The organism is Synechococcus sp. H55.2, assembly GCF_047462495.1.
Classification (GTDB): domain Bacteria; phylum Cyanobacteriota; class Cyanobacteriia; order Thermostichales; family Thermostichaceae; genus Thermostichus.
In genome coordinates, this window is record NZ_JANSJH010000029.1 from 11,724 (window position 1) to 24,680 (window position 12,957).

13 protein-coding genes are annotated in these 12,957 nt (G+C 59.1%); 10 read left to right on the top strand and 3 right to left on the bottom strand.

Translation table 11 applies throughout. The features are described 5' to 3' along the window. Positions 1-124: 124 nt before the first annotated feature. The 5 genes from grxD (at position 125) to NW844_RS05460 (ending at position 4,204) form a co-directional block, all read left to right on the top strand. On the top strand, positions 125-463 hold the full coding sequence (gene grxD, locus NW844_RS05440) for a Grx4 family monothiol glutaredoxin (protein WP_414334165.1): 339 nt from the start codon (positions 125-127) through the stop codon (positions 461-463). Between the two features lie 17 nt (positions 464-480). Beyond that, a complete protein-coding gene (locus NW844_RS05445; RefSeq protein ID WP_414334146.1) occupies positions 481-780 on the top strand; it encodes a BolA family protein in 300 nt (99 codons plus the stop codon). A gap of 44 nt (positions 781-824) precedes the next feature. Then, positions 825-1,181 (top strand): phage holin family protein, encoded by a 357-nt coding sequence (locus NW844_RS05450; protein ID WP_414334147.1) that lies wholly within the window; start codon positions 825-827, stop codon positions 1,179-1,181. A 295-nt stretch (positions 1,182-1,476) separates the two neighbouring features. After that, positions 1,477-3,033 carry a B12-binding domain-containing radical SAM protein gene (locus tag NW844_RS05455; protein ID WP_414334149.1) on the top strand — a complete coding sequence of 519 codons (1,557 nt, stop codon included), beginning with the start codon at positions 1,477-1,479 and terminating at the stop codon, positions 3,031-3,033. 16 nt (positions 3,034-3,049) lie between these two features. Continuing rightward, a complete protein-coding gene (locus NW844_RS05460) occupies positions 3,050-4,204 on the top strand; it encodes a SpoIID/LytB domain-containing protein (protein ID WP_414334150.1) in 1,155 nt (384 codons plus the stop codon). A 190-nt stretch (positions 4,205-4,394) separates the two neighbouring features. On the opposite strand, the gene topA is transcribed toward NW844_RS05460, so the two are convergent. After that, positions 4,395-7,187: a type I DNA topoisomerase gene (gene topA / locus NW844_RS05465; RefSeq protein WP_414334151.1), complete on the bottom strand. Its 2,793-nt coding sequence runs from the start codon at positions 7,185-7,187 to the stop codon at positions 4,395-4,397. 176 nt (positions 7,188-7,363) lie between these two features. Here topA and NW844_RS05470 point away from each other — a divergent pair, with 176 nt between their 5' ends. The 3 genes from NW844_RS05470 (at position 7,364) to NW844_RS05480 (ending at position 9,761) form a co-directional block, all read left to right on the top strand. Then, complete coding sequence (locus NW844_RS05470; protein ID WP_414334153.1) at positions 7,364-7,804, top strand: VOC family protein; 441 nt, start codon at positions 7,364-7,366, stop codon at positions 7,802-7,804. A gap of 84 nt (positions 7,805-7,888) precedes the next feature. After that, positions 7,889-8,863 (top strand): CobW family GTP-binding protein, encoded by a 975-nt coding sequence (locus NW844_RS05475; RefSeq protein WP_414334155.1) that lies wholly within the window; start codon positions 7,889-7,891, stop codon positions 8,861-8,863. 49 nt (positions 8,864-8,912) lie between these two features. Beyond that, the gene (locus NW844_RS05480; RefSeq protein WP_414334157.1) at positions 8,913-9,761 is read left to right on the top strand and encodes a hypothetical protein; all 849 of its coding nucleotides are present in this window, start codon (positions 8,913-8,915) and stop codon (positions 9,759-9,761) included. On the opposite strand, the gene NW844_RS05485 is transcribed toward NW844_RS05480, so the two are convergent. Next, positions 9,758-10,123: a response regulator gene (locus NW844_RS05485; RefSeq protein WP_414334158.1), complete on the bottom strand. Its 366-nt coding sequence runs from the start codon at positions 10,121-10,123 to the stop codon at positions 9,758-9,760. The two genes, NW844_RS05480 and NW844_RS05485, sit on opposite strands and share 4 nt — an antisense overlap. A 366-nt stretch (positions 10,124-10,489) precedes the next feature. Then, the gene (locus NW844_RS05490; protein WP_414334160.1) at positions 10,490-11,431 is read right to left on the bottom strand and encodes an NAD(P)H-dependent glycerol-3-phosphate dehydrogenase; all 942 of its coding nucleotides are present in this window, start codon (positions 11,429-11,431) and stop codon (positions 10,490-10,492) included. Positions 11,432-11,575: 144 nt separating this feature from the next. Here NW844_RS05490 and NW844_RS05495 point away from each other — a divergent pair, with 144 nt between their 5' ends. Further along, entirely contained in the window at positions 11,576-12,481 is a 906-nt protein-coding gene (locus NW844_RS05495; protein WP_414334162.1) for an alpha/beta fold hydrolase, read from the top strand. Between the two features lie 93 nt (positions 12,482-12,574). After that, positions 12,575-12,957 (top strand): glycine cleavage system protein GcvH (gene gcvH / locus NW844_RS05500; protein WP_414334164.1); only part of this gene is annotated, 383 nt, incomplete at its 3' end.

Consider the following 12,957-nt stretch of genomic DNA (forward strand, 5'->3'; position numbering starts at 1 on the left):
TAAAGAATTCCTCGGCCTGGCCGTGGGGAGAGTGCCAAGCATGTTAGAAGTGAATCAAAATGAGATCACGATAGGAGCCTGGTTTGCCTGTCGTCTGTTGTTGTCATAGTGGCTGAATACCATGCTGGATCCCCTTTTGGAAGAGAAAATCCGTGACCAAATCCGCACCCACAAGGTGCTGATCTACATGAAAGGCACCCCAGAGATGCCCCAGTGTGGGTTTTCCTATGCCGCCGTTCGTGTGCTGGAGAGTCTGGGCTTTCCCTACACGGCGATCAACGTGCTCGAGGATCCCGAAATTCGTCAGGGGATCAAAGAGTTTTCCAACTGGCCTACTATCCCGCAGATCTATATTGACGGCGAGTTTGTGGGCGGCTGCGACATCCTGCAAGAGATGCACGCCCGCAACGAGTTGCGCCCTCTGGTCGAGGCGGCTTTTGCCAAGGCCGGCGCCCAACCTTGAGGGCCGCAGGGGATCCCATGCTCACCTCGGATCGCCTGCGACAGCTCTTGGCTGAGAAGCTGCAAGCCCTCTACGTCCACGTGGAGGACGAGTCGCACCGCCATGCTGGCCATGGGGGACGGCAACAGGGATCCGGGGGGCACTACCGCGTGCAGGTGGTGTCGCCCCTGTTTGCCGGCAAAACTCCTCTGCAACGGCATCGCCTGGTGTACGCCGCCCTGGCCGAACAGATGGGTCAGGGCATTCATGCACTGGCGTTGCAAACTTACAGCCCCGAAGAGGTCTCTGCAGAAGGGATCCCTAAGCAGATCGGCTAGCATAGGGGGCAAGATTGCGGCCCTGTTGGGGCAGAGGAGGGAGCATGGCAACTCTGTTGGCCACCTGGCTGATGTCAGCCTTGAGCGTGATGATTTTGGCTTGGCTTTTGCCCGGGATCCACGTCTCTGGGTTTGGGGGTGCTTTGGTGGCAGCTCTGGCCATTGGCCTGGTCAATGGTTTGGTGAGGCCGTTTCTCCGGTTGATTACCCTGCCGATTACAGTTCTTACCCTGGGTTTGTTTTGGCTAATTTTGAACGGCATTTGCCTGGCCATCGCCGACAAGCTGGCCGGGGATGCCTTCAATATCGATAACTTTGGTTGGGCGTTCCTCGGCGCGATAGTACTTTCCGTCGTCAGTGGCTTGGTTCAGCGTGTTTTTGAGCAAGGTGTGCAGAGCTAACTGTTCCGTAGCCATAGAAGGCCGGAGTCGATACTATTTTCTCAGAAAAATTGAGGCAATGCTTTCTCTTCAGTAACCCCTAAAGATCAACCTAGATTCTTAGTTAACAATTGTCCAGAAAAGCTTTTTGAAGGTTTAGGCACCCAGAGGGTTTGCCAGTCCACAGTTTGCTAATGCGAAGGAAATATTGCCAGCAAGCATCTCACAAAAGTTTTTGCATCAGCTTTATCTGAGGCTATTTGTTAGGAGTGCTGAACAAATGGAATCCTTAATCTGCGATTAGGAGCTGATGGGTATGAAGGCGTTGCTGCTCTATCCCCGCTTTCCCAAGTCTTTCTGGTCTTACAATCGCACCATCGAGATGGTGGGGCTAAAAGCGCTGATGCCGCCGCTGGGCCTGATCACCGTTGCCGCTCTGTTGCCCCAGGATTGGGAGATTCGCTTTGTGGATCGCAATGTCGCCCCCGAGACGGAGGCCGATTGGCAGTGGTGCGACCTGGTGATCCTGTCGGCCATGCTGGTGCAGAAGCAAGACTTTCACGCACTCATTCGCAAAGCGGTGCAGTTGGGCAAAAAAGTAGCTGTGGGCGGCCCCTATCCGACTTCTGTGCCCCAAGATGCCCTGGAATCCGGGGCTCACTATTTGGTTTTGGACGAAGGAGAAGAGACCATACCGGCTTTTGTCAAGGCTCTAGAATCTGGGCAAGAAGCGGGCATTTTTCGAGCCACAGAAAAGCCAGACGTCACCCAAAGCCCCCTGCCGAGATTTGACCTGCTGCGCATGGATCAATACTTCATGATGTCGGTGCAATTCTCGCGGGGTTGCCCCTTTAATTGTGAGTTTTGTGACATCATCTCTCTTTATGGGCGCAAGCCGAGAACCAAGGAGCCAAGCCAAATGCTGGCCGAGCTGCAAGCCCTCTACGACCTGGGCTGGCGAGGCTCGATTTTTGTGGTAGATGACAACTTTATCGGCAATCAGCGCAACGTCAAGCGATTTTTACGCGAGCTGATCCCGTGGAGCAAGGAGCATAACTATCCATTTACCTTTATGACAGAGGCTTCTGTCAACCTAGCTGAAGATGAAGAGTTGATGCAGTTGATGGTAGAAGCGGGGTTCTATGCGGTCTTTCTGGGTATTGAGACCCCAGACCAAGACAGCTTACAGATGACTCAAAAGCTACAGAATACCCGCCACCCCCTGGTAGAGGCTTGTCGCAAGATCAACGATGCCGGGCTGTTGATCTACGCCGGGTTTATTCTGGGCTTTGACGGAGAGCGGCCAGGTGCGGGGGAGCGCATCCAGGCTTTTGTCGAGCAGACCGGTATTCCTCAGCCGATGTTGGGGATTTTACAGGCTCTACCCAACACCCAACTGTGGAATCGCCTCAAAAAAGAGCAGCGGTTGCTGGAGGGGATCGGCGTCACCGAGTTTGGGGATCAAAACACGCTGATGAACTTTATTCCCACCCGTTCTCCATCTGAAATTGCCCGGGAATATCTGGAAAGTTTTTGGAAGTTGTATGAGCCGGCGCGATATCTCTCTCGCTGTTTGCAACAGTGCCTGAGTATCGGCACTAAAGTAGGTCGGCAACAAGCAATGCGGCTGCCCCTTCACAAAGGGATCTATCTGCTTCTACAACTCATCTGGCGGCAAGGGATCCTTCATCCCCAAATTCGCGCCCAATTTTGGCAACAGCTATGGACGATCTGGCGCCAGAAACCGAGCCTGCTGAACCTATATCTGGGCCTCTGTGCTGCGGGGGAGCATTTTTGGGAATATCGAGAACTGGCGCGCGCCCGCCTCAGCCAACAACTGGGATACGATCCTTTGCTGGCCAGCTCATCATAATCTCCGGGCGGGGCCGATGCGGCGACGACAGTTGGCGGTGATGGGGCTGGGATCCCTGTGGGCCCTTTGGGGAGGCTCTCTGCAGGCCCAGACTGCTGGAGATTGGTTGGCCGTGGAGCTGTTCAGCCGCTGGGGCGCGGAGCCTTTGACCCAACTGGAGCTGAGCGGCCCCTTTGTCTTGAATCAGCAGCCCTTTCCGGCAGGGATCTGGAAGCTGCAGGTTCGCCGCCAAGCGCTGATTTTGAGCGGGCCGGGCCAGCCCCGTCGCTACTCGGGATCCCTTTGGCTGCAAGGAGGGGGGCTGCGTCCTGCGGCGGGAGAGGAGCGTCGCTACCGTGGCTTGATCCAGATTCGCCCAAGCGGCCCAGAGCGCCTGCACCTGCTGAACTGGGTACAACTGGAAGACTACCTGCTGGCCTTGGTGCCCGGCGAAATGCCTGCCGATTGGCCAGCCGCCGCTTTGCAGGCCCAAGCCATCCTGGCCCGTACCCTGGCCGTTCCCCATCTGCGCCCCGCTCCAAGAAGAGAATGGCCCTCTACCCCGGCAAGGCCATTGCAAGATTCCACCGCCCACCAGTTCTACGGGGGCCTGGCCTATGAGACGGCGGCGACCACGGCTGCGGTGCGGGCAACCCAGGGGCAGATCCTAACCCATGCCGGCCAGCCGGTAGAGGTTCTGTTTCACTCCACCTGTGGCGGCCACACCAGCGCCAACCAAGATATTTTTGCCCCACCCGCCCGTCCCTACCTGCAAGGGGTGAGTTGCGAAGGGTGTCGCGCTTCCCCCTTCTATGGCCCCCACAGTGTCCGGCTCAGCCGACAAGAGTTGGAGCAAGCCCTGGGCAGCGCCGAGTTAGAGATCCTGCAATCGGATCCCTGGGGGCGCCCTCTGCGCATCCGCGTCGGATCTCGGTTATTTACCGGACAGGAGTTTGTGTTGCACCTCGGGCAAACCCTAGGGTGGGGGATCCTGCCCAGCAACCGCTTTACCCTCAAACGCCTCGAGCCAAAGGCCGGCCAGCCGGAATCGTACCTTTTCACCTATCGGGGAGCCGGGCACGGGGTGGGTCTATGTCAGTGGGGAGCCCGCGGCCTGGCCGAACAGGGCTACACAGCGTCGCCCATCCTCAACCACTACTTCCCCGGCACCCAGGTGACACCGTTGAGCTGATGAAACATCTCTCCACAGCGTTATTGCTACGCAACACTGTCGCGAACTCCCCTCTCCCTCTGGGAGAGGGGACGGGGGTGAGGGTGCCTCTGGGAGAGGGGACGGGGGTGAGGGTAGCGGCGCAGATACCGACTCCTTAGATCCACCACAAGCAGGGGATCTGGTGCCATCCCAGCTTGAGAAGCTGTCCTCAGGAAAGAGCTTTGGGAGTGACCTTCAAAATGGTGGAACGGGATCTAGACGGAGCTGAACCATTCGCCTGGGGCTCCTTGGCCATCCCACCGCCGGTGGAAGCTGCTTGTGCTCCGCGCCGCTTCCGCAGGCCAGCCGCCTCGGCCTGCTGGCCTGTAACGCTGGAAGCAGTCTTCGCTTGGGTTTTGCTTGCAGCGGAGTCGGCTTTGCCGGTTGAGCGGCTTTTTTTCTTGCCATCGGCAGCAGAACCTTCTTTTTCGGCCAACACCTGCAGGGCCATTTCCAGGGTGACCGCTTCGGCAGGGAGCTCCTTGGGCAAAGAAGCATTGACCTTGCCGTGTTTGACATACAGCCCGTAGGGGCCGTCGTGCAGATTGACCGGCTCGCCGTCCTCAGGATGGGATCCCAGCTCGCGCAGGGGTTTGGCCGAGCCGCGCCCACGGCCTTTTTTGGGCTGGGCCAGCAGCTCCAGCGCCCGCTCTAGGCTGATGGTCAGCACATCCTCATCGGCGGGCAGAGAACGAAAATCCCCGTCGCAGACCACGTAGGGGCCGAAGCGGCCAATCCCTGCTTGCACCTTTTTCCCCGATTCCGGGTGCTCCCCCAACGTGCGGGGCAGGCTGAGCAACCCCAGGGCAATCTCAGGGGTGACCTGCTCCGGCTTTAGCCCTTTGGGCAGGGAGGTGCGCTTGGGCTTCTTGTTCTCCTCCGACACCTCCCCCAATTGCACATAGGGGCCGTAGGGACCCTGGGGAATCACGTAGACCGGCTCTTGGGTTTCCGGGTGGAAGGTGATGGGCTTGGGGCCCTCCTGTTTGCGCTTGATCAGCTCCGCTACATGTTCGGCGCTGAGATCGGCGGGGGGAATCTCCTCCGGCAGGTTGGCGCGCACCTCTCCCGATTCAGTCTCTACTGCTACATAAGGGCCGTAGGGGCCGATGCCGATCTTGACGGGCAGGTTCTCCAGGTGAATGGAGCGGGCCAGGCCAGAGTCGATTTCCAGCTCGCGCGCCTTCACCTGGCCTTCTAGGCCCTGCTCTCCCAGAAAGAAATGGCGCAAATAGGGCAACCAGTCTGCCTGGCCAGAAGCGATGTCATCGAGGGTTTGCTCCATCTCGGCGGTGAAGCGGGTATTCACCAAGTTGGGAAAGTATTTTTCCAGCAGCTCGGTCACTGCAAAAGCGGTGTAGGTGGGCACGAGGGCATTCCCCATCGACCTCACGTAGCCACGGCTCATGATCGTGTTCAAGATGGTGGCGTAGGTGCTGGGACGGCCAATGCCCTCGCTTTCCAACACCTTGACCAGGGAAGCTTCCGTATAGCGGGCGGGGGGCTGGGTCTCGTGGCCGACGGGTTCGAGCTTCCGGCAGCGGAGGGGATCCCCCTGCCGCAAGCGGGGCAGATGCACCTCCCGATCTTCCAGAGCCGCCTCCGGGTCGTCGGATCCCTCCACATAGGCGCGGAAGAAGCCGGGAAAATCGATGCGCTTGCCGCTGGCCCGAAACACCGCATCGTCCACCGCGATGAGCACGATGGTGTGGGTCTGTCGTGCTTCGGCCATTTGGCTGGCGACGGTGCGCTTCCAGATCAGGTCGTAGAGGGCCAGCTCCTGCCCTGTGAGCGGGGTTTGGCTGGGCAGGCGAAACTCCGACCCGGCGGGACGAATGGCCTCGTGGGCTTCTTGCGCCCCTTTGGTTTTGGTGGTGTACTGGCGCGGTTCGGGGCTGAGGTACTCCTTGCCGTACATCGACTCCACGCAGGCGCGGGCGGCGCGGATGGCCTGTTCCGACAGGTGTACCGAGTCGGTGCGCATGTAGGTGATGTAGCCCTCTTCGTAGAGCTTTTGGGCGATGCGCATCGTCTGCTGGGCGGACAGGTGTAGCTTGCGGTTGGCCTCCTGCTGCAGCGTGGAGGTGGTAAAAGGAGGGGCGGGCTTGCGGGTGGAGGGGCGCTCTTCGACCGAGCTGACGACCCAAGCTTTCCCCAGCAGGCGATCCCGTAGGGCCTCGGCCTGGGCTTGATCCAACAGCACCACATCCCGCCCGGCCATGAGCTGCCCGGTGCTGGGATCGAAGTCTTGCCCGCCGGCCAGGCGCTTGCCGGCCAGGCTCACCAGCTCTGCTGGAAAGACGCTCTGCCGCTCCTGCGGGGAAGTGCTCGGTTGCAGCTCCGCCTTCAGATCCCAGTAGGAGGCTTTTTTGAAGGCGCGCCGCTCCCGCTCCCGATCCACCAAGAGCTTGACCGCCACCGACTGCACCCGCCCTGCTGAGAGTTTGGGGGCAATTTTTTTCCACAGCAGCGGCGACAGGGTGTAGCCCACCAGGCGATCCAAGATGCGGCGGGTCTCCTGGGCACGCACCAGTTGCTCGTCCACCTGGCGGCAGTTTTGCAGCGCCTCTTGAATGGCCTCGCGGGTGATCTCGTGAAACACCATGCGGCGGGTGGGCACCTTGGGTTGCAGCACCTGTTGCAAATGCCAGCTAATGCTTTCCCCTTCGCGATCCTCGTCGGTGGCCAGGATCAGCTCGTCGGCTTTCTTGAGGGCTTCCTTCAGTTCCTTGACCACTTTCTTCTTGTCTTTGGGGATCACGTAGAGGGGCTCGAAGTCGGCGTGGACATTGACCCCCAGGCGGCTCCACTCTTCACCCTTCAATTCTTCTGGGATTTCAGATGCCGAATCGGGGAGATCCCGCACATGTCCCATCGAGGCCTGAACTTCGTACCCTGCGGGCAAGAATCCACGGATGGTGCGGGCTTTGGTGGGAGATTCGACAATGACCAGCTTAGGCATGATGATGTTGTTGTTGGCAGCAATTGGCTGAGGTTGCCAGGGCCAGCGTACCCCACAAGAGGTGCTTAAAATAGATGGCCTACTTCTCTGGAGCCTAGCAAGTCTATCTGCGCTTGACTAGCGGTCATCGGCGATTGATTCCAGGGATCTGCCCCCACCTGGCTCTTTGTACGACCATGAAACTGCATCATTTTTCCATTCGCACTGCCGATATTTTCCGCTCCATCGCCTTTTACGAGGGGCTGGGCTTGGCTGTGGAAGAACGCTTCACTGCCGGGATCACGTTGGCCTGCTGGATGCGTGGTCCCTGGGGGCGCCTAGAGCTGATGCAGGTGCCCCAGCCCCAGCCGGCTCCCGATCCCTTTGGGGATCCCCACTATGTGGGCTACTACCATCCCTCTTTGGAGATCGGCCCTGAATGGGGATCCCTGGCCGGCTATTTAGAACATCTACAAGCGCAAGTCCCCCTTACCCTGCTGCTCCCGCCCCAGCTCCAGCAGATCGGCCATCAAACTTATGAGGTAGCCTTCATCGCCGATCCCGATGGCCTGCCGATTGAGTTGCTGCGTTTGCAGGGATCCCCGGAATCCCAGCAGTTGGGCAAGGAAGGCTGTTGAATTTGCCGTTGGGTGGGATCCTGCAATTGGGCCTGAAGCTAAGCTGGTAAGGCCTGTGGGGAACTTGAGCAAGGATGGGTTGGCTTGTTTACTGAACTGGCGATGAAAGCTCAGCTTCCGGTTACCGTCTTGACGGGCTTTTTGGGCAGTGGTAAGACCACCCTGCTCAAGCGCATCCTGCAGGAAAAGCATGGGCTGCGCATTGGGGTTATTCTCAACGAGTTTGGCGAAATTTCCATCGATGGCGAGCTGGTCAACCTGCCCGAAGAGGGGCTGATGCAGCTGAGTAATGGTTGCCTCTGTTGCACGGTGCGGGCAGATTTTGAACGGGCAGCCCGAGAGCTGCTGCAGCAGGCCCAGGCGTTGGACTACCTGGTGGTGGAAACCAGCGGGGTGGCGGATCCCAGGCAGGTGACGGAGCTGTTTGTGCAAGAGACTTTTCATGAGGACTTGCGCCTCGATGGCGTGGTGACCCTGGTGGATGGGGCCGAATACTGGCACAACTTCCGGCGCTCGCAAACCGCCGCCCACCAGATCAGCAGTGCTGACATCCTGCTGCTCAACAAGGTGGACTTGATCACCCCTATCGAACAAGAGCAGATCCTTGCCGATCTGCGCCGCTACAACCCCGATGCCCCTTGCCTGCTCACCACCCATGCCCAAGTCCCCCTGACCCGCATTTTGGATGTGCATGCCTTCCGTCCAGAAGGGTGGGATCCCAAACTTCCCGATTTGGAAGCCGAGGCACACCCTAGCCATCACCTCGCAGAAGACGGGATCCAATCGGTGAGCTTTCAACTGCAGCAGCCGCTGGATTTGATGGCTTTTCGCGACTGGCTACAAGACTTGCCGGAGACGATTTTTCGCGCCAAAGGGGTGCTGTGGGTTGTGGACGAGCCGCAGCGGGTTATCTTTCATCAGGTAGGCCAGCGGCAAACCCTCTTCTTGGAACGGGACTGGGATGTGGAAGAGCCTCGCCTGTCCAAAATTGTGTTGATCGGCAAAGGGCTAGAGCGAGAACAGTTGGCTGCCGACCTCAGCCGGGTCGCCGCTGGTTAGGGATCCTCGTCATGGCTATTTTTTCAGTTCGTGGATGGGGTGAATTGGGATGGCTCGCAGCAAGCTTTCGGAGCAAGAACAACAGCAAATTGTCAGCGCCTACCGCGGCTCAGCAGCGACCGCCGTCGAATTGGCCGAGCAATTTCAAGTGAGCGTCACCACCATCACCCGCGTGTTGAAGGAAAATATCGCTGCCGATGAGTACCAGCGGTTGATTCAGCTCAAACGCTCGGCTGCCCGCCGCAAAGACATAGAGGAAAAAGTGGCCGTTGGCCAGATCGCAGCTTTGGAGCAGCAGCTCTTGCCGCTGTCTCCATCTGGGGATCCCCCCGCAGCCGCCACACCCCCCAATGGTGAAGAGCCGAACACAAACGACGCACCCATCGGCGGGATAGAAGAGTCTTTGCCAGAACTGCAGTTGGCGGCTGAGCTTCAGGAAGATCTAGAGGATATCGACGACGAGGAGGAAACCGAAGAAGACAGTGACCTCGAAGACGAGGACGACTCCGACTATTTCCCAGAAGACGAGCCGGAAGCAGACCACCTCGCCGATCCCGGCTATCAAGTTCAGGTGTTACCCCTGGAAGAGCTCACCCCGCCGGAAACCTGTTATGTCGTTGTTGACCGCTACCAGGAGCTGACCACTCGCCCCCTCAAGGAATTCTTTGGCCCCGGATCTGTGCCCGTCGAAGGGATCGATAACGCCAATACGCTGCCCATTTTCGACAACCACAAGGTGGCCCGTCGCTTTTCCGAAATGAGCCGCCGCGGCAGCAACACCTACCCCCCCTATCGGGTGATCCAGTTTCCCGGCTACATTCTGGACATTGTGCGCACCCAATTGCAAAAAAAAGGCATCACCCATCTGCTCGTAGATGGGCAGATCTACAGCCTCTAGGTCAGTTGGGCGGCAATCGCTCTCAACAGGTGGGTTTGGTCGATGGGCTTGGTTAGGTAGGCGTCAGAGCCGAGCCGTAGCCCTTGTTCAATGGCTTCTTGGGAGGTTTTGGAGGAGAGAAAGACGAAGGGGATGTGGGCCGTGGACTGATCCCATCGCAAGGCATCTAACACGCCATAGCCGTTCAGCTTGGGCATGACCACATCGCACAACACCAAATCCGGCATAAGCGCGCGCACCATCTGTAGGCCTTCCTCGCCATCGGTGGCCGCCACCGTGTCGTACCCAGCCCGCTGCAACACCTTCTGCAGATAGGTGCGGATAGAGGGTTCGTCTTCAATCACCAAGATGCGTTTGGACATGTGGCTTCGTAGACAAGCAAACGATAGTCTCCCCCAACCTGTCGGGCTGGCTGTCAGCTTCAACCGAGAGCCCAGTTGATGCGGGAACGGACAGAGAAGCTATAAAGGCAGCATAGGAAAACTCTGAGGAAAAAAACTCCGCCAAATGGCTCATTCTGGCACCCCAACCCTCTGCAGAAATCCTGATACGGTGCAGAACCTCCTTCCTCATCCGCAGATTTGCGCTTATGGTCATTATCAAATAGCAATGAAACGTTTCTCTCCGTCTATCCCTAACTCCCCTCTCCCTCTGGGAGAGGGGCAGGGGGTGAGGGCTGGGAGAGGGGCAGGGGGTGAGGGCTGGGAGAGGGGCAGGGGGTGAGGGGCCTATTCCGAGGTCAGTTGTCGCTCCATCAGCCTGGCCAGGGCGGCAGTGGGAGTGGTCTGCCCCTGCAGCAACCGGTGAACCTCTTGGGTAATGGGCACCGGGATCCCGTGTTGGGCGGCGATCTTGACCACAACAGGGGCGGTGTAAACCCCTTCGGCGGTGCCCTCGATGGCGGCCAAAACCTGGGACAAAGGACTACCCTGGCCCAATCCGTAGCCCACCCGGTAGTTGCGGCTCAGAGGGCTGTGGCAGGTGGCCAGCAGATCTCCCAGCCCCGACAGGCCGTTGAAGGTCTCAGGTCGCGCCCCCAGCTTGGATCCCACCCGGATCATCTCTGCCAGGCCGCGGGTGACCAGAGCCGCACGGGCATTGGCCCCCAGTTGCAAGCCGTCACACACTCCAACAGCGATGGCGATAACATTTTTCAAGGTGCCCCCCAGCTCCACCCCCAAGGGATCGCTGCTGGTGTAGAGGCGAAACCGTTCCGAAGCCAGGGCCTGTTGTACCTGCATAGCTGCCCAGGGTTCCCGGCTGGCCACCACTGCCGCTGCCGGCAAGCCCTGACGGATTTCCGCCGCAAGGTTGGGCCCTGAAAGCACCACCAGGGGCTGCTCTGGGAAAGTGGCCCCCCAAATTTGGGCAGGGGTCAGAAGCTGCAGCGGATCCAGCCCTTTGGTGGCCGAGACCACAATCGCTTGGGGAGGGATCCCCACCTGGCGCACCGCTTCCACCACAGGGCGCACCCCCGCCATGGAGACTGCCGAGATGAGCATTTGGGATCCCGGTAGCACTTCTTCGAGATCCAGACCCTTGCGCCGATCCCAAACCTGCACCCGGTGCCCTTGGGCTTGGGCCAGCAGAGCCAGTGTGCTTCCCCAGGCTCCCGCCCCCAGAATGGCGATGCTCTGGGGAGAGGTCGGGCGTTGGACTTCTGTCTTCATCGCACCTCTCCAGCCGTAGCCTCTCTCCTAGGGTGCCTCTGGCTAACCCCTCTAAAAAAGTCTTCACCGTTGGGAGGAAGAGCAAGGGCAAAGGTTAGTATGAGTGGATACCAAATCATGGGTTCAGAATCGAGAACAAAGGAGATGACAGAAGCAGGGATCCAACGCCTTCCTGCTGAGGTGGCTGCCAAGATGGGGAGTTGGCGGCACGGCTATGCCCTGACCAATGGCATTCAACTGCACTATGTCACCCAGGGGGAAGGGGAGCTGGCGATCTTGTTACACGGTTTCCCGGAGTTTTGGTACTCCTGGCGCCACCAGATCCCGGTGTTGGCGCAGCGATTTCGCGTGGTGGCCCCTGACCTGCGCGGCTACAACGACTCCGACAAACCGGATCACGGCTACGACCTGGATACCCTCACCGAGGATGTCCGCGGCCTGTTGCATCACTTTGGGGCCCAGAAGGCGGTGGTCGTGGCCCACGACTGGGGGGGAGCCATTGCCTGGCACTGGGCGCAATTTTTCCCGCACGAGATCCGCAAGCTGGCCGTTCTCAATTCTCCCCACCCAGCCTGCTTTCGGCGGGAGTTCTTGAGCAACTTGGATCAACTGCGGCGCAGCTGGTATCTGTTCTTTTTTCAGTTGCCTTGGCTGCCAGAGTGGGTGCTGCAGTGGGATTTGGGAGATTGGGTGCGGCGCATTTTCCAAGAAACCTCGGTGCGCAAAAGCGCCTTCACCCGCCACGATCTGCAGCTCTACCAAGAGGCCCTCGCCAAACCCAAGGTGCTCACCTCTGCCCTCAACTACTACCGCCAGCTTTTTAACCTGCCCACCTTGCAGAACCTGTTTTTGCAGCCCATGCGGCAGATCCTCGCCCCCACCCTGCTCATCTGGGGCGAAGAAGACTTTGCCCTCAGCCGCGAGCTGACCGAGGGGATGGATCCCTTTTTCCCCAACGGCCTGCGCAAGGAGTACATCCCCGAATGCGGCCACTGGGCACAGCAAGAGGCGCCGCAAACCGTGAATCGACTGCTGATGGAGTTTCTCTAGCCAGCGGGGGAATGGCCGGGCTGGGGATCCGCCCTTTACCATCTCCAAGGGTTCACCCTAGAATAATCCACTGAATTCTACGGGAGAACCGGCATGGCCCTGGAGTATCCATCCCACCTGCGCTACGTGGACACCCACGAGTACATCCATGTCGAGGATGATATTGCGGTGATCGGGATCACGGCTTATGCCGTCGATCAGCTTGGGGACATCGTTTTCGTCGGCCTGCCCGAAGAAGGCACCGAGATTGAAAAAGGCGAGAGCTTTGGCTCGGTCGAGTCGGTCAAGGCGGTCGAAGATCTCTATGCCCCCCTGTCGGGAGAAGTGGTGGCCGTCAATACGGCAGTGGTGGATAGCCCGGAGAGCATTGCCGACGATCCCTATGGCGATGGCTGGCTGATCAAGGTGCGCATCGCCAACCCCGAAGATCTCGAAGACACCATGAGCGCTGAAGCCTACGCCAGCCTGGTAGAGGG